This window comes from Catellatospora paridis, from assembly GCF_009720365.1.
Taxonomy (GTDB): domain Bacteria; phylum Actinomycetota; class Actinomycetes; order Mycobacteriales; family Micromonosporaceae; genus Catellatospora; species Catellatospora paridis.
Genome location: NZ_WBZD01000021.1, coordinates 226,528 through 251,739, shown reverse-complemented (window position 1 = coordinate 251,739; position 25,212 = coordinate 226,528). Strand labels below are relative to the sequence as shown.

24 protein-coding genes are annotated in these 25,212 nt (G+C 71.7%); 15 read left to right on the top strand and 9 right to left on the bottom strand.

Going from position 1 to position 25,212, the window contains the following annotated elements; translation table 11 throughout:
* Positions 1 to 91 precede the first annotated feature (91 nt).
* The 3 genes from F9C41_RS35145 to F9C41_RS35135 all read right to left on the bottom strand — a co-directional run bounded on the left by F9C41_RS35145 (position 92) and on the right by F9C41_RS35135 (position 5,489).
* Positions 92 to 3,337 (bottom strand): lamin tail domain-containing protein, encoded by a 3,246-nt coding sequence (locus tag F9C41_RS35145; protein WP_407924768.1) that lies wholly within the window; start codon positions 3,335 to 3,337, stop codon positions 92 to 94.
* Positions 3,338 to 3,505: 168 nt separating this feature from the next.
* The gene (locus F9C41_RS35140) at positions 3,506 to 3,934 is read right to left on the bottom strand and encodes a hypothetical protein (protein ID WP_155391148.1); all 429 of its coding nucleotides are present in this window, start codon (positions 3,932 to 3,934) and stop codon (positions 3,506 to 3,508) included.
* A 55-nt stretch (positions 3,935 to 3,989) separates the two neighbouring features.
* A complete protein-coding gene (locus F9C41_RS35135) occupies positions 3,990 to 5,489 on the bottom strand; it encodes a peptidase M16 family protein (protein ID WP_155391147.1) in 1,500 nt (499 codons plus the stop codon).
* Positions 5,490 to 5,551: 62 nt separating this feature from the next.
* Here F9C41_RS35135 and F9C41_RS35130 point away from each other — a divergent pair, with 62 nt between their 5' ends.
* Positions 5,552 to 6,142 carry a hypothetical protein gene (locus tag F9C41_RS35130; protein WP_155391146.1) on the top strand — a complete coding sequence of 197 codons (591 nt, stop codon included), beginning with the start codon at positions 5,552 to 5,554 and terminating at the stop codon, positions 6,140 to 6,142.
* A gap of 22 nt (positions 6,143 to 6,164) precedes the next feature.
* Here the strand turns inward: F9C41_RS35130 and F9C41_RS35125 are convergent, their stop codons facing one another.
* On the bottom strand, positions 6,165 to 7,007 hold the full coding sequence (locus F9C41_RS35125) for an alpha/beta fold hydrolase (protein WP_230690237.1): 843 nt from the start codon (positions 7,005 to 7,007) through the stop codon (positions 6,165 to 6,167).
* Positions 7,008 to 7,068: 61 nt separating this feature from the next.
* Between F9C41_RS35125 and F9C41_RS35120 the strand changes: the two genes are divergently transcribed.
* The 7 genes from F9C41_RS35120 (at position 7,069) to F9C41_RS35095 (ending at position 13,091) form a co-directional block, all read left to right on the top strand.
* The gene (locus F9C41_RS35120) at positions 7,069 to 7,863 is read left to right on the top strand and encodes a TetR/AcrR family transcriptional regulator (RefSeq protein WP_155391145.1); all 795 of its coding nucleotides are present in this window, start codon (positions 7,069 to 7,071) and stop codon (positions 7,861 to 7,863) included.
* Between the two features lie 98 nt (positions 7,864 to 7,961).
* The gene (locus F9C41_RS42245; protein ID WP_407924605.1) at positions 7,962 to 8,039 is read left to right on the top strand and encodes a putative leader peptide; all 78 of its coding nucleotides are present in this window, start codon (positions 7,962 to 7,964) and stop codon (positions 8,037 to 8,039) included.
* A gap of 159 nt (positions 8,040 to 8,198) precedes the next feature.
* Positions 8,199 to 9,614 carry a sulfatase family protein gene (locus tag F9C41_RS35115; RefSeq protein ID WP_155391144.1) on the top strand — a complete coding sequence of 472 codons (1,416 nt, stop codon included), beginning with the start codon at positions 8,199 to 8,201 and terminating at the stop codon, positions 9,612 to 9,614.
* A 60-nt stretch (positions 9,615 to 9,674) separates the two neighbouring features.
* Positions 9,675 to 10,718, top strand: a complete 1,044-nt coding sequence (locus tag F9C41_RS35110; RefSeq protein WP_155391143.1) for a formylglycine-generating enzyme family protein — start codon at positions 9,675 to 9,677, stop codon at positions 10,716 to 10,718.
* Between the two features lie 91 nt (positions 10,719 to 10,809).
* Positions 10,810 to 11,310, top strand: coding sequence for a potassium channel family protein (locus tag F9C41_RS35105; protein ID WP_155391142.1), 501 nt, complete (start codon positions 10,810 to 10,812; stop codon positions 11,308 to 11,310).
* A gap of 84 nt (positions 11,311 to 11,394) precedes the next feature.
* A complete protein-coding gene (locus F9C41_RS35100; protein WP_155391141.1) occupies positions 11,395 to 11,922 on the top strand; it encodes a SigE family RNA polymerase sigma factor in 528 nt (175 codons plus the stop codon).
* Positions 11,919 to 13,091: a hypothetical protein gene (locus F9C41_RS35095; RefSeq protein WP_155391140.1), complete on the top strand. Its 1,173-nt coding sequence runs from the start codon at positions 11,919 to 11,921 to the stop codon at positions 13,089 to 13,091. The genes F9C41_RS35100 and F9C41_RS35095 overlap by 4 nt, the downstream gene beginning before the upstream one ends.
* 74 nt (positions 13,092 to 13,165) lie before the next feature.
* Here the strand turns inward: F9C41_RS35095 and F9C41_RS35090 are convergent, their stop codons facing one another.
* Positions 13,166 to 14,038, bottom strand: a complete 873-nt coding sequence (locus F9C41_RS35090; RefSeq protein ID WP_155391139.1) for a winged helix-turn-helix transcriptional regulator — start codon at positions 14,036 to 14,038, stop codon at positions 13,166 to 13,168.
* 579 nt (positions 14,039 to 14,617) lie between these two features.
* On the opposite strand from F9C41_RS35090, the gene F9C41_RS35085 reads away from it, so the two are divergent.
* The 6 genes from F9C41_RS35085 (at position 14,618) to F9C41_RS35060 (ending at position 19,370) form a co-directional block, all read left to right on the top strand.
* Positions 14,618 to 15,187 carry a septal ring lytic transglycosylase RlpA family protein gene (locus F9C41_RS35085; protein WP_230690236.1) on the top strand — a complete coding sequence of 190 codons (570 nt, stop codon included), beginning with the start codon at positions 14,618 to 14,620 and terminating at the stop codon, positions 15,185 to 15,187.
* A 26-nt stretch (positions 15,188 to 15,213) separates the two neighbouring features.
* A complete protein-coding gene (locus F9C41_RS35080; protein WP_155391137.1) occupies positions 15,214 to 15,855 on the top strand; it encodes a hypothetical protein in 642 nt (213 codons plus the stop codon).
* Between the two features lie 95 nt (positions 15,856 to 15,950).
* The gene (locus F9C41_RS35075; RefSeq protein ID WP_155391136.1) at positions 15,951 to 17,651 is read left to right on the top strand and encodes a proline--tRNA ligase; all 1,701 of its coding nucleotides are present in this window, start codon (positions 15,951 to 15,953) and stop codon (positions 17,649 to 17,651) included.
* An 84-nt stretch (positions 17,652 to 17,735) separates the two neighbouring features.
* Positions 17,736 to 18,728 carry a GNAT family N-acetyltransferase gene (locus F9C41_RS35070; RefSeq protein ID WP_155391135.1) on the top strand — a complete coding sequence of 331 codons (993 nt, stop codon included), beginning with the start codon at positions 17,736 to 17,738 and terminating at the stop codon, positions 18,726 to 18,728.
* A gap of 4 nt (positions 18,729 to 18,732) precedes the next feature.
* Positions 18,733 to 18,987: a hypothetical protein gene (locus F9C41_RS35065; RefSeq protein ID WP_155391134.1), complete on the top strand. Its 255-nt coding sequence runs from the start codon at positions 18,733 to 18,735 to the stop codon at positions 18,985 to 18,987.
* Positions 18,984 to 19,370, top strand: a complete 387-nt coding sequence (locus F9C41_RS35060) for a hypothetical protein (RefSeq protein ID WP_155391133.1) — start codon at positions 18,984 to 18,986, stop codon at positions 19,368 to 19,370. Before F9C41_RS35065 ends, F9C41_RS35060 begins: the two co-directional genes overlap by 4 nt.
* A 15-nt stretch (positions 19,371 to 19,385) precedes the next feature.
* Here F9C41_RS35060 and F9C41_RS35055 read toward each other — a convergent pair whose 3' ends face one another.
* On the bottom strand, positions 19,386 to 20,552 hold the full coding sequence (locus F9C41_RS35055; protein ID WP_155391132.1) for an LCP family protein: 1,167 nt from the start codon (positions 20,550 to 20,552) through the stop codon (positions 19,386 to 19,388).
* Between the two features lie 186 nt (positions 20,553 to 20,738).
* Between F9C41_RS35055 and F9C41_RS35050 the strand changes: the two genes are divergently transcribed.
* Complete coding sequence (locus tag F9C41_RS35050; RefSeq protein ID WP_155391131.1) at positions 20,739 to 21,707, top strand: GNAT family N-acetyltransferase; 969 nt, start codon at positions 20,739 to 20,741, stop codon at positions 21,705 to 21,707.
* A gap of 105 nt (positions 21,708 to 21,812) precedes the next feature.
* On the opposite strand, the gene F9C41_RS35045 is transcribed toward F9C41_RS35050, so the two are convergent.
* The 3 genes from F9C41_RS35045 to F9C41_RS35035 all read right to left on the bottom strand — a co-directional run bounded on the left by F9C41_RS35045 (position 21,813) and on the right by F9C41_RS35035 (position 25,135).
* Positions 21,813 to 23,429 (bottom strand): IS200/IS605 family accessory protein TnpB-related protein, encoded by a 1,617-nt coding sequence (locus F9C41_RS35045; protein ID WP_155391130.1) that lies wholly within the window; start codon positions 23,427 to 23,429, stop codon positions 21,813 to 21,815.
* Between the two features lie 643 nt (positions 23,430 to 24,072).
* Positions 24,073 to 24,510, bottom strand: a complete 438-nt coding sequence (locus F9C41_RS35040) for an NUDIX domain-containing protein (protein WP_196280084.1) — start codon at positions 24,508 to 24,510, stop codon at positions 24,073 to 24,075.
* Positions 24,511 to 24,586: 76 nt separating this feature from the next.
* Complete coding sequence (locus F9C41_RS35035; protein ID WP_155391128.1) at positions 24,587 to 25,135, bottom strand: TetR/AcrR family transcriptional regulator; 549 nt, start codon at positions 25,133 to 25,135, stop codon at positions 24,587 to 24,589.
* Positions 25,136 to 25,212: the final 77 nt, after the last annotated feature.

The following is a 25,212-nucleotide window of genomic DNA, read 5'->3' as shown; positions in this document are numbered from 1 at the left end:
GGCCGGGCACCGTTCACCCCGGTCTGTGGCCCGGGTAGATACGACGTGGGGCCGGGGCGCTCTCGCGCACCCGGCCCCACGTGCCCCACCGCTAGTTCGTGATGGTGCCCTGGCCGACGATGTCGGCCAGGTCCACGGCCCGCGGGTCGGCCACGACGCCGAGCCACAGCTTCTCAGCGGGCTCGGTCACCTTGTCCTTGCGGGTCTCCACCGGGAACGCGACCGACACCTGACCCGCCGGGATGGTCCGGCAACCCAGGTACGGCGTGAAGTCCAGCAGGATTCTGGCAGTGTCCGGCACGGTTGCTCCGCACACGCTCAGATCCTGGGACAGCGGCCGCGACAGCGTCACCGTGAACGGCAGCGGCTGCCCCTCGACGGCCGTCGCGTCCGAGACCCGCAGCGAGGCACGGGTACGGAACACGGCCACCTGCGGGTCGTGGTCGCTGGCGCCGCGGGCGCCGTCACCGTCGTGGTCGGCGGCCCAGTCGGCGTTGATGTGCGCCGCCCGGATCTTCACCAGGTCACCGTAGAGCTCGTCGTTGACGAACAGGTGGTCCAGCGTCTGCGCCTGGCCCTGGAAGACGTACGAGTAGGCGCTGCCGGGAACCTGCGCGGCCAGATCAGACCACAGGTTGTGCAGGCCCAGGTCGTACAGCGGCTTGAGCTGGTCGGACGGGGTGTCGCTGTCGGACATGGCGATCGGGTCGTCCGGACGCGGGAACACGTTCAGGTCGCCGCCGTACACCACGCGGGCGTGCGGGGACGCCGACTCGATCGCGGCGACGATCGCCGCGCCGTAACGGGCCTGCTCGGTGCGCTGACCGACCCGCGCCTGCGGCGTCGACGAGTAGTGGTTGGAGACCGCCCACAGCTCGTAGGTGTCGGTGCTGCCGGGCTGCGCCGCGACGGTGAACCGGGCCACCTGCGGGGCACGGGTGAACACGTTCGACCCGTCCACGCCGGTGGACGTGTCCACGTCCGAAGGCAGCACCGCGTTGAGCGACTTCGGGTTCTGCACGTCGGCGTTGTAGCCCAGTGCCGCCGACCGGAACTCGACCCCCGGCGTCGCCGTCAGCACCGCCGACGGAGCGGCCAGGGTGAGCCGGTCCGTGCGGTACAGGAACCCGGCGACGATGCCGCGCACGTCCGAGCCGTCCCGGTCGTACGCCGCGTCGTAGGCCGGACCGCCCGCGGCCGCGACCGCGATCGCCAGTTCCTGCAGCGTGTCCGGCTTGCCGTCGGCGTTGTTGACCTCGCCGCAGACCAGCGCGCCGCCGGTGACGGAGCAGATGTCCTGGTCCTCGGCCTCCTGCACGAGCAGCAGGTCGGGGCCGTGCAGGTCGTTCGCGATCTGCGAGGCCAGCGCGCCCAGGTGCGCCTGGTAGTCGGCCTCATTCAGCGGCACGTAGTCGAACGGCGGCGAGACGCCCGGGCAGCCGGAGTTGCCCAGGTAGTCGCAGCCGTCGAACGGGTCGTCGCGGAAGTCGTACAGGTTCTCCACGTTGTACGTCGCCACGGCCAGCTCACGGTCGCGGTTGATCGGAGCCGGGGCGCTGTTGGCCGACGGGTCCGCGCCCGCGCCGAACGCGGCGGAGGCGACCTGGATGCCGTACTTGTCGAACGAGAAGTTCAGACCGCCGACCGCGTCCGCGGTCAGCACGTCGAACGTGTGCGCCGGCGGCAGCATCGCCGCGCTGTCCTGCGCGGTCCACTTCACACCGGTGGTGCCCAGCATGATCCGGGTGCCGTTGCCGTCGTCGAAGACGTGCGCGGTGTCGTTGTCCATCGGGTGCGCGTCGCGGTACACCCGCCGGGTCAGCGGGTCGGTGCGGTCCAGCAGCGCGTCGTCGACGTCGAGGACGTACACCTCGGAGTCGGCGGTCGAGGCGAACACGTCACGGCCGCTGGCCGCGACACTGCCCGCGCGGACCCGCAGCTGCTCGCCCTCGTGGCGCTCCCAGAACCGGTTCGCCGCGGCGAGGTCCTGCGGCGGCACGGCGTTGGTGACCCCGGTGTCGGTGACCCCGGACTCGATCATGCGGACCAGCGACGCCGAGGACAGTTGGGTCATGAAGAAGTACTCCGAGACCCGGGCCCGCAGCACTACCTCGTCGCCGACGGTCGGCACGTAGCCGCCGATCAGCGAGGAGAAGCCGCCCATGAACACGAAGATGCCGTCGGAGCTGGTCGGGTCGCCGTCGGTGGCGCCGGTGCGCGACTGCAGGTAGAAGCCGTACTGCGCGGCGCCGGCCGCGGTGCGGGCCAGGGTCCGCTGGGTGATCACGCCGCGGACGTCGTACAGCGTGCTGCTGGTGCCCGTGCCGGTGGCCGGGGCGAGCGGCGAGCGGTCGGTCACGCCGTTCTCGGCGTCGGTGGTCGGGCCCTGCACCTCGCCGACGGTCAGCACCCGGTTGACGGTGACGGTGAACCCGCACGTCGAGGTGGTGCCGTCGAGGTCGGTCGCGGTCATCGTGACGGCGTACGAGCCGGGCGGCAGGCCCGCGTCGGCGGTGATCGTCGCGGTCGCGGTGCCGCCCGCGGCGGTGGCCGGGGTGAACGCGGTGCGGGTGATCGTGCCCGCGGCCGGGGCCGGGGCGATGTTCGTGATGGCGAGGTCGACGATCGTGTCGTCGGCGTCGGTCGCGGTGACCGCGCGGACGCCCGCCTCGCCCTGGGCCACGGTGAGCGCGCCGCCGCAGGTCAGGGTCGCGGGCGCGTCGACGGGGCCGCCGCCGGAGCTGTGTGCGCCGAGGCCGTCGACGGTGTCGACGGCGTAGCCGACCCAGCCGGTCGCCGGGTCGAACGCGTCGCCGGTCTCGGTGTCGCCGAGCTGCACGGCCGCGTCGCGGCGGATCGTGTTGTCGGCGGTGCTGTTCAGGCCGGTGCCCCACTCGGTGCCGGGGTCGGTGCCGACCTGTCCGAGCGAGTCCACGATCGTCCCGGCCGCGCCGCCCTTGCGCAGCACGATCGCGTCGTCGCCGTTGTAGAAGCTGGCGGCGCTGGTCTGGTCGGCTTGGGCCAGGATCGCGGCGTTGGCGCTGGCGTGGGCGAGCACGAACACGTCACCGTCGGCGACCGTGCCGGTCAGCGCGATGGTGCCACCGGCGGTCGTCGCGCCGTTGAAGTAGAACTGCACGACATATTGCCCGGCGGCCAGGTCCACGGCCGAGCCGGTGCCGTTGTAGAACTCCAATGCCTTGTTGTTGGAGCTGCCCTCGACGTACTCGGAGATGAGCAGGTCGGTCGGCGCGGCCAGGGCGGCGGGTGACGCCGCGGTGAATCCGGCCAGCACGGCAAGCACAACAGCGGCGCGCAAAGTGCGACGCATCGATATCCTCCTGGGGTTTAGGAGGATGACCCTACTGGCCGGTCACGAAGAGGTAAACCCACCCCGATGACCCGCGGATGAATACTGCGCACGTGAAATCCAACACCGGCCGATAAGGACCGAATCACCACTCGCGGGCCGACACGGGCCTGGCACAACTTCGCCACGGCTGCCTCAGACGTGCTGTTCCTGGGCCAGCTTGCGGTAGATGAGCACGCCGGTCACGGCGAAGTAGAAGGCCATCATGGCGAACATGCGGGCGAGGCCGGCCGGGCCGGGATTGCCGGGTAGGAGGCCCGTCAGCATGGTGAGCAGCGTGCCTGCCAGCGTCAGCGCCCACAGCGCCACCGTCCAGCGCGGGGCGCCGCTCAGGAACCACCGCACGTGGCGCCCCATGGCCAGCGGGCTGTTCCGGTTCGACTGCCGGCGCATCGACACGATCATGCCCGGCAGGATGATCACCACGACGAACCAGAACGACACGAGGCCGATCGTCTCGTCACCGCTGTTCGCGGGCAGCCAGCTCCAGACCGCCAGCGCGGCGCTCAGAGCAGCGACCGTCAGCGAGGCACGGTGCAGTCGAGTGAAGTATTTCGAGGTCACGGGCATGATCGTACGAGCGGTGTCAAATCCTCGACGGCCTGACCTGCGGTTTCGCTCAGTCGTGCGCGATCCGGTGGCGGCGCGGCGGCACCCGGGTGACGAGCTTGTCGACCCCGGTGAATCCGCTGACGTCGGCCAGGCAGCCGTGGCGGACGTCGCCGAGCAGGGTCTCACCGCGCCGCTGGACCAGCATGGCGTCGCGCATCGGGAAGGTGTGCACCGTGCCGTCGGCCGCGACGAGGTGGCAGGCGTCGTCGCCCAGCACGAGCCCGTCCTTCGCCCCGCGCAGCCGCCGGGCCAGTGACGGGCGCAGCAGCTCGCCCTGCGGGGCGTACGAGCCGGTCGGGCAGCCGGTCCGGGCGATGCCGTCGAGCGCCGCGTCCACGCCGTTGGGGACCACCAGCAGCGCTGACGGCAGCCACGAGGCGGCGGCGGCCCGCACGTCCGCCGGACCCAGCCGGGCCGCGGCTGCCACCTGGGCCTCGCCGAACTCGTCGGACACGTCGAGCAGCTCGCGGTGCCCGGCGTCGGCCAGCGGAGCCTGCGCGTGCGCCTGCTCGGCCGCGTCGAGCAGGCCCAGGCGCTCCAGCTGCCCGCGCAGCTGCGGATCCTCAGCCGGGGACCGGTGGTATCGGGTGACGATGGCGTCCAGCTCGGCGGGCACCGGATCCTCGGCGGCCAGCCGCCGCAGCTCCTGCCACAGGATCCGGGCCGCGAGCGCGCTGTCGCGCTGCCTGGCCTTGCCGCGCAGGTGCAGGCTCAGGCCCAGTTCCAGGCGCCCGTCGCCGACCGGGGTGGACCATTCCGTGGACCAGGCTTTCACTGCGGCGCCGTCCAGCGCCGCGTCGACCCGGGTGCCGAGCAGCCGCAGCAGCAGGAACGCCTGGGGACCGGCGGTGGCCCCGACGGCGATGGCGGGTGCGACGACCTCGTCGGCATACCAGGCCGGTCCTGAGGAGCCGCCGCGCACCGGGGAGGTCGCGTGGGCGGCGCGCGGCCCGGCCGGCAGCGGCAGCCGCAGACCGGCCGGGGGCGGGCCGGTGCAGGTGAGCACGGCGTTGCCGGCGGTGAACCAGCGGGCCAGGTGGGCGCGGACCTCGTCGGCTGTCAGCCGGTGCAGGTCGACGGCGGGCCAGCGCAGCAGGCCGGGTCCGGTCGGGCCGAGGCGGTGTGCCAGCAGCGACCCCCACGGGTCGCGTACCGCGTCGTCGATGTCGAGGTCCAGCTCGCTCGCCCGGTCGGCGGGGTCGAGCTGCTGCGCGGTCAGCGCGAGCCCGCTCAGGTCCGGGTTGGCGATGAGCGCGGCGAGGTCGCTCAGGTCCTCGGCGACCTGTTCCGGGTCTCCGGAGAGGGTGAACGAGGTCTCGAGCAGGCCCGTCGTCTCGTCGGGCTCCGCGAGCAGGCTCAGCAGCAGGTGCCGGACGGCCAGGTGGGTGATGCCGAGCTGGTCGACGTCTTCGTCGCGGGCGCCCACCGCGAACGCCAGGGTGGCGGTGAAGTCACCGGGCATTTCCTGCCAGAGCACCCGTACGCCGTCGATCTGCGACCGCTGCATGCGCGGATCGTACGTTCCCGGGGCAACCGACGGGCCGCCTGCGCGGGCCTTACTCTCACGCCATGCGAATCCCCTTCCGTGCGCTGCACCCCCGGCAGTTCCGCGGGCTACGGCTGTTCCTCGTCATCACCGTGGCCGCGCTGGCGGCGGGGCTCGCGGGCTCCGCGCTGCTGCCTGCCGAGCATCGCGGGCTGGCGGTCGGGCTGATCCTCGCCGCAGGCCTGGCCGCGGGCTGGTTCGCGCTGTCCGGGTTCCGTCCGGTGTGGACCGCGGTGGCGGCGGTGCTGGGTTTCCTGTTCGTGGTGATCGTGCTGCGCGAGACCGGGCCGAGCCTGCTGCAGCTGCGCGGTGGGCAGGTGGAGGCGCAGGTCATGTCCGTGCGGGAGAGCAGCGGGTCGGCCGACCGCTACCACTACGCGATGGCCGCCCACTCCGGCCGCGCCGTCGGCGGCGAGCTCACCGTCGACGAGAACGCCTACCGCATCGGCGAATCCGTGACCGTGGTCGAGGATCCGGACGGGCTGGCGCATCCGATGCTGCCCAGCCAGCTCACCGAGCACCGGCAGAGCTGGCTCGCGGTCATCGTGCTGTACCTGGCCACGGCGGCGCTGTGCCTGCTCGCGGGGCGGCCGCGGCGGGCGAAGGCGAGCTGATCGGCCGCGGTGGCGCCCGGCCTCAGATCCGGGACTCCAGCCAGGGACGCAGCACCGGCAGCACGGCTGCGGCCTGCATGGCCTGCATGTGGTCCAGGCCGTCGAGGACGGCCACGTCCCAGCCGAGCGCCTCGAGTCCGGTCCGCTCGCGCAGCACGGGTCCGGCGATGTCGACGGTGACGCCGCCCCACTGCTCGGCGTACTCGATGGTGTCGGCGGAGCCGACGACGCACAGCCGCGGGCAGGTCAGCGACGGCTGGGCGGCGCGGTCGTCGAAGTCGTGCAGTGCCTCGTACAGGGTGACGAACTGCCGGGTCTGGTCGACGGTCGTGGTGACGGAGACGGTCGACCAGTCGCCGGGCACTGTCTCGGTGGGTGCGGGCGGGTTCTGCACGGCCGCCAGGGACGCCGCGTGGGCGGCGGTGGTCACCGCGAGCATCGCCGCGTACGGGCCGCCGACCGGCGGGTAGCCGCCCATGACCAGCGCGGACAGCCGGTCGGTGTGCAGGGCGAGCTGCTGGCCGAGCAGGCCGAGCCAGGAGTAGCCGTAGTAGGCGAACCGGTCGGCGCCGGCGGCGTCGGCGACGGCGAGCAGGTCGCGGGCGGCGTTGGCGGGGGTGAGGGTGTCGGGCTTGGGGTGTGCCATGACGTGCCCCTCGTAGTCGAAGGCGACGACCCGGAACCGGTCGCGCAGCCCGTCGGTCAGGGACCGGCCGAGTGCCGGGTCGGCGCCCCAGGCGCGCATGGCCTCGGCTTTCGGGCCCTCTGCCGGGGCCGGGACGGGTAGGAGCAGGACGGGTCCGTCACCGTGCACCTCGAACCCGATCGTGCTGCCGTCGTGCAGCGTCGCGCTTCCCATCATCATCTCCGTATGCTGTAAAGCGATCCTCGACCAGACATTAGCTTACGGCGTACGGAGTTGTCACATGACGTTGTACGGCGGCCAGGGCGACCCGGCCCGGACCATGGCGCTGCTGTGGCGGGCCCACTCCCCCGCCACCGAGGACGCGCCCCGGCAACGCACCGGCCGCGCCGCCCCGGGACCGAAACAGGGCCTCACCGTCGACGCGATCATCGAAGCCGCCATCGCCGTCGCCGACGCCGACGGCATGGACCGGCTGTCCATGCGCGCCGTCGGCGATCGGCTGGGCACCTCGGCGATGGCGCTGTACACCTACGTGCCGAGCAAGCGCGAACTCGTCGACCTGATGTACGACCACGCCCACGCGGGCTGGCCGCAGACCTACCCGACCGGCGACGCCCCGCGGTCCGCCGTGCTGGCCTGGGCCGACGACCTCTGGGACCGCTACCTGCGCCACCCGTGGCTGCTGCAGGTCTCCTACGCCCGCCCCGTGCTCGGCCCGCACGAGCAGTCGGTCCTCGAATCGCTACTGGGCATCCTGCACGGGGCCGACCTGCCGCCGCAGTCGCTGCGGCCCGGCGTCAGCGCACTGTTCCACCTCGTACGCGGCGCGGCGCAGACCGCCGCCGAGGGCCGGGCCGCGGCGGCCGCCACCGGCACCTCCGACCAGCAGTGGTGGACCGAACGATCCGCGCTGCTCGCCCGGCTGGCCCCCGACTTCGCGTCACGCTTCCCGCACTCCACGGCCCTGGGCGGCGCGTCCTCCGACATGGACTACGACCCGGTGCGCCAGGCCAGACGAGCCCTCGACGGCGGCCTGCGCCTGCTCCTGGACGGCCTGCTCCCGCCGGACGACTGACCGCTCCCGCAGTCCGGCACCGAGCTGTTCACAAACTTTCGCATCACGAAATATTGAGTTTCTTGAGATCCTCGCCGGTGCTTCCTAGGCTCTGACACATGGAGCGCAGGCCCTTGTTCACGGCCCGCCGGCACGTCGATCTACGACGGCAGGCGAGCTCGCTCTGTCTGCGCTGACCTGCGCGCTCACGCCGCCCACGGGCGGTTGACCGCCCGCGCTGCTCGACGCGGTCGCGTGGCACCGCCACCGCCGCCCGCTCCCCTCCCACCGGCCGCACGCCGGGCACCCCATGCTGCGCGGCGTGACGCCGCCGTGCGCGTACGAAAGGAAAGCCCATGTCCGAGAGCACCCCCTCGCTCAAGCGGCGCACGTTCCTCGCGGCGTCGGCCGCGGCGGGCGCGACCGCGGCCGCCGGCTGGCCCACGGCCGCCGCCCAGGCCGCCGATACCAGGCCCAACATCCTCGTGATCGTCACCGACGACCATCCGAAGCAGACCGCGTGGGCGCTCCCGAAGACGCGGGCGTGGCTGACCGGCAACGGCGTCGAGTTCACCCGCGGGCACGCGACCACGCCGCTGTGCGCGCCGGGCCGCTCCTCGATCTTCACCGGCCAGTACGCGCACAACCACGGCGTACGCGGCAACCAGCACGCCACGAACCTCAACCACCACTCCACCGTGCAGCGCTACCTGCAGCAGGCCGGCTACCGCACCGGCCTGTACGGCAAGTACCTCAACGGCTGGGACGTCGACGACAACCCGCCCCACTTCGACGAGTTCGCGGTGCTCGCCCCACCCACCTACACCAACGGCACCTGGAACGTCGACGGCACCGTGCAGACGATCAACAACTACACCACGACCGTGGTGAAGAACCGGGCCCTGAAGTTCCTCGACCGCACCGCCGCCGACACCCGCCCCTGGTTCCTCTACCTGGCCCCGTACGCCTCGCACGGCCCGAACACCCCCGAAGCCAAGTACGCCGACACCGCGGTCCCGGCGTGGGACGGCCGCCCGTCGGTGCCCGAGGCCGACCGCAGCGACAAGCCCGGCTTCGTCCAGGACGCCACCGGCACGCTGGCCGACGGCCGCAACATCCGCACCAACCAGCTGCGTACGCTGCTGTCGGTCGACGACGCCGTGCAGGCCGTGCACGACAAGCTCGAAGCCCTCGGCCAGCTCGACAACACGCTGGTGTTCTTCATCGCCGACAACGGCTTCGCCTGGGCCGACCACGGCTGGACCAAGAAGTCCGTGCCCTACACCCCCGTCGTCGAGGTGCCGTTCTTCGTGTCCTGGCCGGCCGGCGGCCTCGACACCGGCGCCGACGACAACCGGCTCGCGGCCAACATCGACATCGCGCCGACCATCCTCGACGCCGCCGGGATCACCCCGGACGCGCAGTACCCGCAGGACGGGCACTCGCTGCTCGGCACGCACCGGCGCAACCACGTGCTGACCGAGTTCTTCAAACACGGCACCGGTGCGGGCGGACCGCACACCTGGGCGTCCTACATCGGCGCGAACAAGCAGTACACCGAGTACTACCAGCTGCACACCGACGCCAACGGCCTGCCGACCGGCTCGGGCGCGATCCTGTTCCGCGAGTACTACGACCTGGTCAACGACCCGCACCAGCTGACCAACAAACTGCACAACGCCACCCCGGCGCAGGAACAGGCGCTGGGCATCCCCGCGCTCGCGGCGCAGCTGGCCGCCGACCGCGTCAGCTCCGGCAGCACCGCACCCTGACCCGCCGGACTGCCCGGCGGCGGGGTGCGTCCCGCCGCCGGGCCCCAGGAAGGACCACCCATGGCCGCGCACCCGCCCGCCTGCTGCGCACCCGCCGCGGGCAGCAGCACGCCTGCCCTGCTCACGCTTGCCGCACGACCGGCGGGCGAAGCAGGCGCCGCCGCTGCTGCGCACCCCGTGGCCGCTCCAGCTGCCGGGCACCCACACCGCTCTCACGCCGCCGACCGCGCACACCCGGGGACGCTGTCGCGGGCCGCGTCGCGCACCGTCGCACTGCCCGGCGGCAGGTTCCTGATGGGCACTGACGACGCCGAAGGCTTTCCCGCCGACGGCGAGGGCCCCGTCCGCGAGATCGAACTGGGCCCGTTCCGCATCGACCCGACCACGGTCACCAACGCCCAGTTCGCGACCTTCGTGAAGGCCACCGGGCACGTCACCGACGCCGAGCGGTTCGGGTTCTCGTTCGTGTTCGACGGCTTCCTGCCGCCGCAGGTCGCCCGGCAGGCGCAGCGGGTGCAGGCCGCACCCTGGTGGGCGGTGGTGCCTGGGGCTGACTGGCGGCGCCCGTACGGGCCCGGCTCCGACGTGGGCGCGCTGCAGAACCATCCCGTGGTGCACGTGTCCTGGCACGACGCGCAGTCCTACTGCGACTGGTCCGGGACCCGGCTGCCGACCGAGGCCGAATGGGAGTATGCCGCCCGCGGCGGCCTGGAGCAGGCCCGTTACCCGTGGGGCGACGAGCTGACCCCGGGCGGGCGGCACCTGTGCAACATCTGGCAGGGCGAGTTCCCGACCCGCAACACCGCCGCCGACGGCCACCTCGGCACCGCCCCCGTGAAGTCGTACCGCCCCAATGGGTACGGCCTGTTCAACGTCGCCGGCAACGTGTGGGAGTGGTGCGCGGACTGGTTCAGCGTCGACTTCCACGTCACCGGCCCGCGCGTCGACCCGGCCGGGCCCGCCGACGGCACGTCACGCGTGATGCGCGGCGGCTCGCACATGTGCCACGCGTCGTACTGCAACCGCTACCGCATCGCGGCCCGGTCGGCGAACACGCCGGACAGCTCCGCGGGCAACATCGGCTTCCGCGTCGCCGCGGGTTGACCGAGCCCGTGCCCCGCCGACGGCCCAGGCCGACCGGCGAGCCCCGTCGCGGCGCGACTCCCGACCGCGCGCCGTCGGCGAGAATACCGACATGTCGGTTATCCATCGGCCGCTCGGGCACGCGCTGGTCAACAGCGCGCTGCTGGTGGTCGTCTACTTCGTCGTGCCCACCGACACCGACGACAATCCCTGGTCACTGGCCATACGCGCCCTGCTGACCCTCGGCGGGCTGGTCCTCGCCGTGGTGCTCATCCTGCGCCAGGTGAACCGCCAGCTCGGCGACGCGCAGGCCCCGCTGACCGGCCTGCTCGCCGCGCTGGTGGCCGGGGTGCTGTTCTTCGCGCTCGCCGACTACCTCGTCGCGATCCACGGTCCGGGCCAGTTCGTCGACCTGAACACCCGCCTCGACGCCCTGTACTTCGCCCTGTCCACGCTGGCCACGGTCGGTTTCGGCGACGTGCACGCGCAGGGCCAGTTCGCCCGGGGCCTGCTGTGCGCGCAGATGCTGTTCAACGCCGTCATCATCGCCACCGGGCTGTCCGTGCTCTCCAAGCAGATCGCCGCCCGGGTACGCGAGCGCCGCGGCAGCTGACCTCCTTCGTCTAGTCTCACGGTCCGCCCAACCGGAGCCGCCGCGGCACCCGTCGACCGGGTGAGTGCGACTACCGGAGGTGTGATGAACGGGGAACAGGAGCGGGAGTACGTCGCGTACGTGACCGCCCGTCTGCCCGCGCTGCGGCGGATCGCCGCACAGCTGGCAGGAGACCCGCATCGGGGCGACGACCTGGTGCAGCAGGCCATCACCAGGCTTTATGTGAAATGGCGGCAGGCGAGCCAGGCCCGCAACCTCGACGCGTACCTGCACACCATCCTGGTGCGGACCTTCCTGGACGACCGCCGCCTGGCCTGGAGCCGGGTCGACCTGGCGCCGGAGGCGGGCACGGAACGGGCGGCGACCGGCGCGGACGTGGACACCCGCCTGGATCTGCAGGTGGCACTCGGCCAGATGCCGCCGCGGCAGCGTGCCGCGGTGGTGCTCCGCTTCCTCGCCGATCGCTCGGTCGAGGAGGTCGCGGAGATCCTCCAGGTCTCGCCGGGGACGGTGAAGAGCCAGACCTCCGACGGCCTGGCCACCCTGCGGCGGCTGCTCGGCGAGCAGCCCGAAGCCGCCCCGACGACCACAGCGAAGGGAGCAGTCCGATGAGAGACGAGGATGTGCTGGGCGCGTTCCGGGAGGACCCGCTGCCGGCCTCAGGGGTGGACCTGGCGCGCGCGGTGCGCACCGGCCGACGGCAGCACCGGGTGCGGACCGCGGGAGCGGCCGGGGCGCTGGTGCTGCTGCTGGCGGGCAGTGCGGCGGTGCCCGCCTGGTTCACCGCCGCGAACGGCCCGGGCAACGTGGGGGCGAGCCCGGAGGTCACGATCGGACCTCCGCCGCCGCCCTGCCCGAGCCCCGTGCCGACGCCGATGGTGTCGGCCTCGCCGCAGCCGGCCGGAACCGCACCGGTCGAGTTCGACGTCATGCGGCGCTGGGTCGACGTCAGCGGCGTCTCCGACCTGTCGGTGCAGCAGTTCATCACCGGGCGGTACTGGCAGTACGTCGACTTTTACGACGCGCAGGAGCGGTTCACCGTCGAGGTGATCGTGTTCGCCGCGGGCGGCAAGCCCATGTTCGGCACGCCTGAGGCCCGCGACTTCGGACCGGTCGACCTGACCGGTGCCGAGAGCGCCGGCCAGATCGGCGGCCGGCCCGCGTCGTGGCTGCCCGGACGGCAGGGCATGTTCGGCAAGCACGCGGCCCGGCTGGGCTGGCAGTGGGCCGACGGCGGATGGGCGTTCGTCGCGGCCGCCGACGGTGCCCAGGAAAGCGGCCAGGAGCCGTCGGCCGAGGCCATGGCCGCGCTGCGGGCCATGGCGGCGCAGGTCGCCGGCGAGCTGGTGATCGGTCGGGGGACGGCGGTGACCATGCCGTTCACGGTGCCGGGCGTGCCGGAGTGCTCGCGGCTGACCGGGACGAACATCTATCGGGGCATCCACGCCAATGGCACCCCGTTCGTCCGGGCGGGCCTGACGTTCAGCCGGGCGGACAACACCGACCCGCTGCTGTTCCCGCCGGACGTGGTGACGACCGTGATCGCGGACTCGGTGGAGACCCCGGCGGACAAGCCCGGCCAGGCCACCGAGCAGGTCGACGGCCGTCCCGCGGTGGTCGGTGACGCCTACGTGTTGCTGCACGGGCTGGACGGGTTCGCACTGGAGGTCAGCTCACCGCTGCGCCGTGACCCGCTGCTGGCGTACGCGCGATCGGTGCGCATCGTCGAGGGCGCGCACGGCGACGAGACCAAGTGGACGGATCGGCCCATCCGGCCGTGACCGTCGGCATCGCCCCCGCGGCAGCCTGGCTGCGGGGGCGATGTCATGCGGTAGGGCGGGCCCGGTCCGGTGCGCTAACGGCCGATCTGGCGGACCGCCTCCAGCGCCGCGGCGACCGCGGCCGGGATGTCGGCGACCGGGTAGATGCCGTGCCGCACCACCCGATCCCGGTCGATGACGAGGATGACCCGTTTGTGGCGGATCTGCTGAGCGGCCCGGAAGGTCGGCAGTCGTAGGGCGGCGGCCAGTTCCAGATCCACGTCGGACAGCAGTGGAAACGGGATCTCCTCGGCCGCGGCGAAGGCGGCCTGCTCGTCCGGTCGCTGGGTGCTGACACCGTGGATGGTGGCACCGGCTGCGGCGAAGCTCTGCCACGCCGTACGGAAGAGGCGGTTCTCCAGCGTGCAGCCGGCAGCGCCCGGAATCCGGCTCCAGCCGGGGGGCACCGCGGTGCCGGTCGCCGGATAGGTGAAGAGCACGGTGAGACCGGCGTCCGCGACCACGTCGCCGACGTCGCCCCGCGTGCTCGGCAGGGTGAGTCCGGCCGGTACGCGGCTGCCGGGCAGGGCCGCGACCCGGGCTGCCTCCCGGTCGCCATCGCCGCCGTGGGTGGTCGCGGTCAACGATCCGTCGCCGAGCACGAACCGGTCGGCCCAGTCCTGCATGCCCACGAGCACCGGCAGCAGGCCGTGGCCGGAACCGGTCAGCACGTACTCGTGTCGCACCGGATTGGTCTGATACGGCCGGCGCTCGACGACGCCGTGCTCGACGAGGTGGCCGAGCCGTTCCGTCAGCACCTTGCGGGAGATGTCCAGCTCGCCGACGAGGGCGTCGAACCGGTGGTGGCCGCGGGCGATCTCGCGCAGGACCAGCAGGCTCCACCAGTCGCCGAGGACGGCGGCGGCCTGGGCTATGCCGCAGGACTCGTCGATACGTGGCTTGATCATCAGCTTCCCTCCCGATGACGCCCATGGTACGTTCCCCAACGGAACTGAGTAGGTTCCCAAAAGAAACTGACTGAACCGAGGTGACACATGGTGCCGTCCTATCGGGCGAACGGGGGCGGGCGGGTCTCGGCCCGGCGCGGAGCCTCGTCCGGCACGCCCGACCACCTCGGCCACGTCGCCGCCGGCGCGGCCGAGCGCCCCCTACCTGCTGGGCGTGGCCGTGCCGGCGTTCATCGCGTCACCGGTCGGGCACTGTCCCACGCCGAGCGGCGTGCCGTCACGAGCGGAGCGGGCGCGTGACGCGCGGCGGCGCCACCCATGACCTCCGTGAGAGCTATCCGGTCGTGGACCGGCCATGGTGGAGGCCGAAGCCGCTCAGGCGCCGCTGAGCCGTCGCCGCTGAGGCACGAGGCTACGGGGCGGTGTCGTTCGATCGGGCGAAACTTGTGGGGCAAATCTGCCCAATATGCTCGATCCTTTTGACATGGCATGTGTAGGCCTCGATACGGTCGATTCGGCCCCGGTCCGCCGATCGTGGCGGCCGGCGCCCGACCCTGTTGCCTACGGAAGGTCAACACCTTGCCCGGCCGACATTCACTGCCCCCTAAGCCCCGTCGCAAGCTCGCCCCGTTCGCCACCGCCACCGTCGCCACGGCTGTCCTGGTCGGAGGCGGTCTGATCGCCCACGAAGTGGCCGCCGAACCCCAGCACACCGATCCCACCGCGATCTCCGGAGAGTCCGCCGCGTCGCCGCCGCCGTCACCGAAGGTCACCGACGCCGCAGCCCGCCGCGAGGCCCCGCAGCGCCCATCCCGCGGCAACCGCAACGCCTCCGCGCCGAGCCCGACCGGCACCCCCGCGGTGCTCGACTCCGGCACCTGCAAGGCGTCCTTCTACGACGAACCGCAGGGCACCGCCAACGGCGAGACCTTCGACCCGGACGCGCTGACCGCGGCGCACAAGTCGCTGAAGTTCGACACCCGGGTCCGCGTCACCAACACCGCCAACGGCAAATCCGTCGTGGTGCGCATCAACGACCGCGGCCCGTACATCGCCGGGCGCTGCCTGGACCTGTCCCGGGCCGCCTTCGCCGAGATCGCCAACCTGGGCAGCGGAGTGACGACTGTCCGGTACGACATCCTCGCCTGACCGATCGGACATGCCAGGATGTCTATGTGACGACGGTATACCTCGAGCTCGGCTCGAAACGGATCTTCGCGTGCGCGCTGGAGTGGCCCGGCTGGTGCCGCTCCGGCCGCGACGCGGAGCGGGCGCTGGCAGCGCTGACCGCGTACGCCGAGCGCTACGCCGTGGTCGCCGAGCAGGCGAAGATCCCGTTCGAGCCCGGTGACGTGCGCGTCGTGGAACGGGTCCGCGGCGGCACGACCACCGACTTCGGCGCGCCCGAGCAGCCCGCGAGCGCCGACTTCGCACCCCGCGACCGCGACACCGCGCAGCGGCAGGCCGCGCTCGTGCAGGCCGCCTGGGACGTGTTCGCCGACGTCGCCGCGGTGACCCCCGCCGAGCTGCGCAAGGGTCCGCGCGGCGGTGGACGCGACCGGGACAAGATGATCGACCACGTGATCGGCGCCGAGGCGTCGTACGCCCGCCGGATCGGGGTCAAGCATCCCGCGCCCGCCGCCGGCGACACCGCGGCGCTCGCGGCCCTGCGCGCCGACATCCTGGACGTGCTGGCGAGCCCGTCGGACGGCACGTCACCGCCGCGCGGGGGCTGGCCCGCGGCGTACGCGGCGCGGCGCATCGCGTGGCACGTGCTCGATCACGCCTGGGAGATGCAGGACCGCGCCACGCCGTAATCCGCTCGTGCCGCATACCCCCTGCTCATAGGATCGGCGGATCGCCCGGCGGACGCACCGCCGGTCCGACGGCAGAGAGTGCAGGTGTACGTGTCATGCGCTGGTCAGAGCTCTACGTCCCGACCCTCCGCCAGGACCCGGCGGGGGCGGACGCCGTCAGCCACCGGCTGCTCCTGCGCGCGGGCTACATCCGCCAGCTGATGGCCGGGCACTACTCGCTGCTGCCGCTGGCCGTGCGGGTCCGCGCGAAGATCATCGAGGTGATCCGCGACGAGATGTCGCGCATCGGCGCGCAGGAGTTCCTGCTGCCCACCATGCAGCCGGCCGAGGTATGGCAGAAGAGCGGCCGCTGGGACAAGATCGGCGCGGAGATGTTCCGGCTGACCGACCGCAAGGGCGCCGACCTCGCGCTGGGCATGACCCACGAGGAGATCTTCACGACCGTCGCCACCGAACTGCGTTCCTACCGCGACCTGCCCCAGCGCTGGTACCAGTTCCAGACCAAGTTCCGCGACGAGCCCCGGCCCAAGAGCGGCCTGATCCGGGTCCGCGAGTTCACCATGAAGGACTCCTACAGCTTCGACGTCGACGCCGCCGGGCTGGACCGCTCCTTCGACCTGCACCACGAGGCCTACACGCGGATCTTCGGCCGGCTCGGCATCCCCGCCATCGCGGTCGAGGCGTCCAGCGGCATCATGGGCGGCAGCGACTCGGTCGAGTTCATGTCCCCGACCGCCGCCGGCGAGGACCTGGTCGTGCACTGCGGCTGCGGGTACGCCGCGAACGTGGAGAAGGCCACCTCGCACCTGCCCGCGGCCGCCGACGGCGACGGCCCGGCTGCGCCCGAGGCGTTCGACACCCCCGACGTGCGCACCATCGAGGACCTGGTCACCGGCTTCGGCGTCACCGCCGACCGCCAGGTCAAGACCCTCGTCTACGTCGTCGACGACCAGCTCACCCTGGTGCTCATGCGCGGCGACCACGCGCTGGTCGAGCAGAAACTCATCGACACCCTCGCCGCGGTGAACGTACGCCCCGCCCACCCCGAGGAGATCCGCGACGCGCTCGGCGCGCTGCCCGGCAGCCTCGGCGGCGTCGGCGTCACCGGCCTGCCGATCCTCGCCGACCTCGCGCTGACCGGCCGCCGCGACATGACCACGGGCGCCAACCGCGACGGCGTACACCTGCGCGGCGTCGACGTCGCCCGCGACATCGCCGTCGACCGCTGGGCCGACCTGCGCGAGGTCGTCGCCGGCGAGCCCTGCCCCCGCTGCGAGCAGCCCCTGGACGTGCTGCGCACCGTCGAGATCGGGCACATCTTCAAACTCGGCGGCCGCTACACCGAGACCCTCGGCGTCACCGTGCTCGGCGCCGACGGCGAGCGGGTCAACCCGGTCATGGGCTCCTACGGCATCGGCGTCGAGCGCGCGCTGGCCGCGATCGTCGAGACGCACCACGACGACAAGGGCATCGTGTGGCCGGTCGCGGTCGCGCCGTTCGAGATCGCCATCGCGGTGCTGGGCGACGCCGAGCCGGTCGTCACCGCCGCGGAGTCGCTGTACTCGGGGCTGCGCGGGCAGCGCATGGACGTGCTGCTCGACGACCGGTCCGAGCGCCCCGGCGTGAAGTTCAGCGACATCGAGCTGATCGGCATCCCGTACCGGATCACGGTCAGCGCCCGCGGCCTGGCCGACGGCACCGTCGAATTCACCGACCGGGCCACCGGCCACACCGAGCGCATCCCGCTGGCCGGCGCGATCGCCCACGTCACCGCCGCGGTGCGCGCCACCGAGTGACCACTCACCGGTGCGCGACGTACCGTTCATGCCGCGCGGGCGGCACGGACGGTACGTCGCGCACCGGGCTACGAGGAGGCGCGAGTGCACCTGCGGATCCAGCGGCAGCACACCGGCAGTGCGCAGTCACGTGAGCTGCGCCGGGAATTCGTGGCGGAGTTGGCGCGCCGCTACCCGGAGCAGGACTTCGGAGCCGACGCAGTCACCGACGAACTGCCGGTGCTGGACGCGCCGGGGGCGGCCTGGTTCGTGGTGTACGACGGAAAGCAGCCGATCGGCTGCGGCGGCCTGCGCGGGCTCGACGAGCACACCGGCGAGATCAAATGGGTGTACCTGCGCGAGGCCGCCCGCGGCCGCAACGCAGGCCGCTCGCTGCTGGTCGAGCTGGAGGACACCGCGCGCAAGCTCGGCTACACGCGGCTGCGGCTGAGCACCGGCGACCGCCAGCCCGAGGCGCTGGGCCTGTACCTCTCCGCCGGCTACCGGCCCGTCGACGACGGCGTGCCCACCCCGCACCGGCTGGAGAAGGACTTGAGTCCGCGGCCGGACGACGTGTACGTGGACGTCCGCAAGTACGACGGCTGCCGGCACTGGAACACCACCCTGCGCCGTCTCGGCACCGACGAGCACGGGACGTGGCTGGGCGGCACCCCGCACACGCCGTGGCGGCGCGGCCGACGCGCAGCGCACTTCCCGCAGGCACCGCATGTCATGCTCGTGCCGCACGAGGGCGGCTGGGTCGCCAACTTCCACGCCCCACCCCGGCGGACCGCGGTGTACGTCGACGTCACCCTTCGCCCGTCGTGGACCGGACCCGCCCACGTCACCATCCACGACCTGGACCTCGACGTGGTACGCCGCCGCGACACCGGCGCGGTCGAACTGCTCGACGAGTACGAGTTCGCCGAGCATCAGGTCGCGTACGGGTACCCCGAAGACGTGGTCGCCGAGGCACGGCGCACCGCCGATCACCTGCTGGCCGCCGTGACCGCCGCTCGCGAGCCGTTCGGGTCCGCGCACATGCCCTGGCTGGGCCGGCTGACGGGCGCGCCGACCGGGTATGAGGATGTAGCATGATGTTATGAGCCGACGCGTCACGGTCAACGTCCCCGACGAGGTCGCCGAACGCCTCGAACGGGAGCCGAACGTCTCCCAGTACGTCACCACCGCGATCCGCGACCGGATGCGCCACGAAGAACGCCTCGCCGCCACCCGGCGCATGCTCGCCGACGCCGGTTACCAGCTCACCGCCGAAGGCATCGAGCGCATGCGCACCCGTCTGGCCGAACACGACGCCCGCCGCACCGCCGCCCGCGGACGCGAGCAGGCCGCGTGAACATCCACGTCGTGCTCGACAGCAGCGCCCTGGCCGCCTACGCCCGCCTGGACACCATGGCCGTCGGCGAACTGATCACGGTGGTCGCCGAGAACGGCGGCACGGTCGGCGTTCCCGCGCCCGTCTTCGCCGAGGCCTACCGCATCGTCGACGAGGACGAGCGCAAACGCCTGACCCGGCTGCTCACCGACGACGTGTACACCCTGATCCTGCCCATGCTGTCCGACGACCTGCTCGACGTCGCCGAACTCGGCCTGCGGCTGCCGCTGCCGCTCGCCCACGCGGTCACCCAGACCCGCCGGCACGGGGCGTCCCTGGCGACCCTGGAGCCGGATGCTGTGCGCGACGACCTAGACGACTACGACGTCCTCCACCTGAACTGACGCCGCCGGCTGCCGTTAGGGCTTCCTGTTGACGAAGTTCGGGTAGAGCGCGATGAACTCGCCGAGCTTGTCGAGCGCGGCCGCCTTGAACATCAGCTTGGACTCGTCGTTGATGTCCTCGAACGACTCGCCGTCGATCTTGTAGCCGTTGAACCAGCCGGCGTTCGTCTTCAGCGACACCAGGTCCGCCGCGGCGAGGTCCTGCAGCGCGAAGAAGAAGTCGATCACCTCCATGCCCTGGGGCAGGCTCAGCAGCATCGACTCGCCGGCTGCCCGGATCAGGTCGTTCACCTTGCCGAGGTCGGTTAGCACGCCGGCCGAAGTCGCCTTGCTCACGATGGCCTGGATGAGCTGCTGCTGGTGGCGCTGGCGGCCGTAGTCGGTGGAGTTGTCGGGCAGGTAGCGCTGGCGGGCGAAGTCCAGCGCCTCCCAGGCCTGCATGTCCCGGCAGCCCTTCTTGTGCACGAAGCGCTGGTTGCCGGTGCGGTCGGCGTAGCGGTCGGCCTCTTTGGCGTCGGCCATGCCGCCGACGTACTTCGGCTTGCCGTTGATCACGAAGTGGTGGATGGACTTCGTGTCGTCCTCGACGCACATCCGCACGCTGCCCAGCGCAGTGATGATCTTATTGAAGCCGTTGAAGTCGATGACCGCCGCGGCCTCGAAGGTGATGCCGGTGAGCTTGCTGATCGCCTGCGTGGCGGCCTTCAGGCCGCCCTTCCAGTCGCCTTGCGGCCCGAGGCCGGCCTGGAAGGCGCCGTTGATCTTGCGGTGGTCCTTGCCGGGGATCTCCACCCGCACGTCGCGCGGCACCGACATCAGGTACGCCTCCTGATGCGTGCCCGACACGTGCACGATGATGATCGTGTCGGAGCGGGCGTCGTCGGCCTTCTGCCCGGGCCGGATGTCGATACCGAGCAGCAGCACGTCGAAGGAACCCTTGAGCGCCTTGGCATCGGGCACGGCCTGCCCGGACGGGCCGGCCAGGACGTCGGCCCCGGCCAGGTCGACGGCGTCCTCGAGGGTGCCGACGACCGAGCGCAGCATGACGATGCTGGTTCCGGCGATCATCATCAGCACGGCGCCGAACGTCAGCACGAGCTTGCTCCACAGCGGCGCCTTGCCGCGGGCGGCGGACTTGCGGGCAGTGGGGGCGGCGGGGGTACGGGGGCGGCGCTTGGGCACGGGGGATGGTCCTCTCCACGGGCGACGTGGTGTGCCCGCTCCCACAAAGGACGCGGCGACCCGCCGTTGGTGTTGCCGCGCGACCGCGGTGAACTTCGTCCGCCGCCACGGGTGCCGCCCGCGCCCCCGCACGGCGGGTAGGGCATTCTCGATCCGGAACCGAACCGAGCCGAGGGAGGCCGTGCCGTGGCGCAGGTGCGCATCGTGCTGGAGAACGCCGACGATCCGGTGTCGCGGGAGCTGACCGCGGAGTTCTTCGCCGACATCGCCACCCGGTACGCGGGCGCCGCGACCGCCCCGCCCCCACTGGACCTCGCCGAACTGCGCGCCCCGGACGGCACCTGGCTGGTGCTGTACGACGGCGACGAGCCAGTCGGCTGCGGCGGCCTGCGCCGATGCGACGACCACACCGCCGAGGTGCGCCGCCTCTTCCTGCGCCCGGCCGCGCGGGGCCGCAACCTGGCCCGCACGCTCATGGCCGAACTGGAGGACGTCGCCCGCCGCCGCGGCTACCGGCGCATCCGGCTGGACACCGGCGACCGCCAGCCCGAGGCGCTGCGGATCTACCTGACCAGCGGCTACCAGGAGATCGGCGACTACAACGGCAACCCCAACGCCCGGCACTGGCTCGAGAAGGACCTCACGCCGCGGCCCGGCGACGTGCGCGTGGTGGCCCGCAAGTACGACGGCCGCCTGCACTGGCACGCCACCCTGCCCCGCCTCGGCGAGGACGAGCACGGGGTGTGGCTGGGCGCCACCGCGCACACCCCGTGGCGGCGCGGCGCCGAACCTGCCGTGTTCATCCCGGCCACGCACGTGGTGCTGATCCCGCACGAGGGCGACTGGGTGGCCGCGTTCAACGCCTCCCCGCACCGCACCGAGATCTACATCGACGTGTCCGACCGGCCGGTGTGGCACAGCCCGGACGAGGTCGTCTCGATCGACCTGGACCTCGACGTGGTACGCCGCCGCGAGTCCGGCGAGGTGCTGCTGCTCGACGAGGACGAGTTCGACGAGCACCGGGTCGCGTTCGGCTACCCCGACGACGTGGTCGCCGCAGCCCGGCGCACCGCCGAAGAGCTGCTCGCCGCGGTACGCGCCCACACCGAGCCGTTCGGCACCGCGAGCGTGCCGTGGCTGGAGCGGATGCGCTGACCGTAGGGCCGCCTGGCGCCGGCCGCCGGTTCGCACCAGGTGTCCGGCTTCCTCAGCTGCTCAGCTGCGGTCGCCCACCTCGGTCTTGAAGGTGCGGAACCGTTCCTACGAACTGTGCATGAGTTGCGCATGCGCAGTCGTGTGCCCCGAACGGTGTTGAGCACACTGGTCGCCCGCGTTCGGGTCGCAGTCCGGCGACGCGCATCGTGTGCGCGGTCCGGGAATGCGACGGCGAGGTCCCTCACACCCAGGCACGTCCGGTCCGGCCTGGAGGCTCCGATGCCCCACCCGATCACGCTGGTCGGGTGGGGGCGGTGACGTCCGTCGCCGGGCCTTGTGTCCCTGGGCGCGTCTTGCGATCACGATGCTCGCCGCGTCGTGACGGGTGATCTTCTTGGTGGGGCTGTCCATGGGCTTGTGCCAGTGTTCGGCGCCCCACTTGGAGGTGTAGGCCGGGTCTACCGCCACGATGGTGATGCCGGTCTGATCGGCCATCGAGGTGAGCCTGGCCCGTAGCCGGCCGGTCGGGAACCGGGAGATGAGCCGACGGAACCGCTTCCTACGCCCGTGCTTCTCACGGGTCTTCTCAGCAGCGAAGTCCAGGTCTTCGATCGCGATCGCCTTCACGCCGCAGGTCTTGGCCCAGTGCAGCAGCCGGCTCAGGGCATGGCGGACCTGCGCGTCACGATGGTTGGCGCTGCCGGACAGGTCGTAGAAGAACCGGCGCGGCGCACCGACCGGGTTGCCGTGGGTGTCCAGGTGCCAGGCGGCCAGGTGGTCGTCGTTGGCGTCCACGCCGACACACCCCGCGACCAGGGCAGCCGCCAGACCGATGGTGGGTACGGACGGGTGCTGCCACGACGCGGCGAGGTACCAGCGGACCCGCTGGGCGTCGAAACTGATCCGGTACGCCACGGCGCGGTCGGCTGCGATCCGGTCGGCCCACTCCTGCCCGCGGTGGGCGAAGCTGACACGGCAGGCGAACAGGTAGCGGCCGTGCGGGGCGTTGGCCAGATGGGCCATAGGCGCGGGCAGCTTCATCGACAGCTGCCCGTCGTCGGTAACGCGAATGGTCTCGTTACCGAACCGTTTGCCGGACTCGCCGTCGGCCGACAGGAACCAACGTGCGGCCTGCCACCGCTGCCGCCACTGCGGCTCGGTCAGTCCCGCCTCTGCGAGGTGATGGCGGGCGTTGAGCAGGCGACGGCCGCCACGGACCACCCGGACCCGGCCGCCGTCGTACTCCGCCAACGCGGCCGCGTGCCGGGCGGTCAGGCACGCCAGACGTCGCGCTTTGGCATGCCACTCCTGCCGCGACCGGCACCCGCCCGGCACCCGCTTGGTGCCCTTCTGCCCGACCGGCTGGGACAGGCGGTGGGCCAGCATGTCGATGCCCGCCTGCAGACCCTGGACATGAGCGGCCAGACCACGGCGTGCCAGTGCCCACTGGTCATGCGAAGCTTTGGTGATCGATCCGGCCCACCGCGACGACGACAACCCCGTCAAATCCCGCTTACGCTCGGCCCATCTGCGGCTGTCGTGCCCGCGCCCGTCAGCACAACGCTGCTTGAGATCACCGGCGGCCAGGGAACCCAGGTGCGCACCCACCACCCGCAGCACCAACTCGTCCTGGTCCGTGAGGTTCTTCAGACGGGTCCGGATCGCCACCCCAGACGGGCCCGGCACCACGAACGGCCCAGCGATCGAGCGCAGATCAGCCATAAACGGCAGCCGCCAACCCGCAGCGAGCACTGGTATCCACCGACCGGCACCCGCCGGCGCGGCAGGACTCCCGCACCACAACCGTCACGAACCGCACCCTAACATCCACCCACATACATGCATAAACAGATATACACATTTGGCCAGCAGCAGTTCACAACCCCCGGCCGCGATAGTTGGGTAGTGCGTTCTCGTGGTCGGACGTCGAGGTGCGCAGCCAGACTCTGGTCACGGTCGGCGCGGGGTCCCATGCCCGCAGGATGCCGAGGGGTCAGGGCGTATCCCCGAGACCCCTGCCGACGAACTCCGGGAGCAGGCCGAAGCTTCTGATCTCGACCTCGTCACCCGGCTGAAGATCGCAGGTGACCAGGCCGGCGGGCTCGCCCTCGAAGGACAGCAACTAGAAAGTCCGATCCGAGCACTCGGCAAACCAGAGCTGCCCTTCCCTCCTCGGTCCGGCTGGCGCTCCGCCAACCGTAGGGCGCGCCGATCCTGGCCCGCAGGTCGACGATCACCGGCGAGCTTCGGTCCAACGCTTCCAGGGCCAGGCCGGGTACAGAAGCTGCCGGACTGAGTTGACCACGGCGGTCATCTCGACATAAGTAACGATCTCCTCCGCGCTGTGGAGGTTACCTGCCGTGGGCTACCGTGCCCGCGCATGCGCTTTCAGAGCCGAGTACACCCACTTGGAGACTGGCGCGTTGTCGGGTAGGTCCGCAAGGTCGACGGCTGCCCACCGGGCTTCGGAGATCTCCCCGTTCGGGCTCAGCTCATCCGAGATCGCGCACAGGCGGACTATCTTCAGGTGGCCTTGCCTGCCCCCGTTGGTGGTCAGGTGTTCCTCCAGAACGAGGGCGACCGGCTCCGACTTCAGGCCGAGTTCCTCGCTGCACTCGCGCCTGGCCGCCTGCTCCGGGGTCTCCCGGGCCGGCTTGTATCCACCTCCGGGCAAGCTCCATAAGGACTGGTCGCCGTAGCTGTGTCGGACGAGGAGCAGCCGGTTGGCGTCGGCCGAGTGAATGATCAGTGCCTTCACGCCATGGGTGGTCGGCCTGGCGATTCGCCAGTACACCTTGCGCATGCAATGGAGCAGCCGGAACGCGTACGGCGAAATCCTCATAGAGAGCTCTTGGCGCGCATGGCTTCCGGTATCCGTTCTAGTCAGCAGTGAGGTAGCGCTGGATCGTCGGGCCGAGCCAGTGCACCAGTTCATCCTCGGACATCGCCACCACCGGCGGGAACCGCAGGATGTAGCGCGCCAGCCCGATGCCGAGCATCTGTGCGCTGATCATCGCGGCGCGCACCGGCGCGTTCGCCGGGTCGCCGGTGAGGGCGGCGATGCGCGGGGCGAGCTGCCTGGCGAAGATCTCGCGCATGCGCTCGGCCGCGCCATCGTTGGTGATGCCGGTCCGCAGCAGCACCTGTAGTGCCTCGCCGGCCTCCCACTGCCGCAGGAAGTGCCGGACGAACGCCGACCCGAGCTGGTCGCGCGGTACGTCGGCGAGGGCGTCGAAGCGCAGGTCGAACTCGGCGGCCGCGGCGAACAGCTTCTCCTTGCTGCCGAAGTAGCGCATCACCATGGCGGGGTCGATCTGCGCGTCGGCGGCGATGGACCGGATGGTGGCCCGTTCGTACCCGTCGGCGGCGAACCGCTCACGGGCGGCCGAGAGGATGATCGACTTCGTTTCCGTCGAGGTACGCCGCATGCCAACAACTGTAGGCCAACAACTGTTGACAATCAATCCGGGGTACGCCTATCGTCGATGTCAACAGATGTTGGCCA

Coding starts and splice junctions, on each gene's coding strand:
- F9C41_RS35135 (WP_155391147.1), bottom strand. CDS start 5,489: ATGCAGCGGTCGCAGATCGACGGCGTACGGGTGCTCTGGCAGGAAATG.
- F9C41_RS35130 (WP_155391146.1), top strand. CDS start 5,552: ATGCGAATCCCCTTCCGTGCGCTGCACCCCCGGCAGTTCCGCGGGCTA.
- F9C41_RS35125 (WP_230690237.1), bottom strand. CDS start 7,007: ATGATGATGGGAAGCGCGACGCTGCACGACGGCAGCACGATCGGGTTC.
- F9C41_RS35120 (WP_155391145.1), top strand. CDS start 7,069: ATGACGTTGTACGGCGGCCAGGGCGACCCGGCCCGGACCATGGCGCTG.
- F9C41_RS42245 (WP_407924605.1), top strand. CDS start 7,962: ATGGAGCGCAGGCCCTTGTTCACGGCCCGCCGGCACGTCGATCTACGA.
- F9C41_RS35115 (WP_155391144.1), top strand. CDS start 8,199: ATGTCCGAGAGCACCCCCTCGCTCAAGCGGCGCACGTTCCTCGCGGCG.
- F9C41_RS35110 (WP_155391143.1), top strand. CDS start 9,675: ATGGCCGCGCACCCGCCCGCCTGCTGCGCACCCGCCGCGGGCAGCAGC.
- F9C41_RS35105 (WP_155391142.1), top strand. CDS start 10,810: ATGTCGGTTATCCATCGGCCGCTCGGGCACGCGCTGGTCAACAGCGCG.
- F9C41_RS35100 (WP_155391141.1), top strand. CDS start 11,395: ATGAACGGGGAACAGGAGCGGGAGTACGTCGCGTACGTGACCGCCCGT.
- F9C41_RS35095 (WP_155391140.1), top strand. CDS start 11,919: ATGAGAGACGAGGATGTGCTGGGCGCGTTCCGGGAGGACCCGCTGCCG.
- F9C41_RS35090 (WP_155391139.1), bottom strand. CDS start 14,038: ATGATCAAGCCACGTATCGACGAGTCCTGCGGCATAGCCCAGGCCGCC.
- F9C41_RS35075 (WP_155391136.1), top strand. CDS start 15,951: ATGCGCTGGTCAGAGCTCTACGTCCCGACCCTCCGCCAGGACCCGGCG.
- F9C41_RS35065 (WP_155391134.1), top strand. CDS start 18,733: ATGAGCCGACGCGTCACGGTCAACGTCCCCGACGAGGTCGCCGAACGC.
- F9C41_RS35045 (WP_155391130.1), bottom strand. CDS start 23,429: ATGGCTGATCTGCGCTCGATCGCTGGGCCGTTCGTGGTGCCGGGCCCG.
- F9C41_RS35040 (WP_196280084.1), bottom strand. CDS start 24,510: ATGCGCAAGGTGTACTGGCGAATCGCCAGGCCGACCACCCATGGCGTG.
- F9C41_RS35035 (WP_155391128.1), bottom strand. CDS start 25,135: ATGCGGCGTACCTCGACGGAAACGAAGTCGATCATCCTCTCGGCCGCC.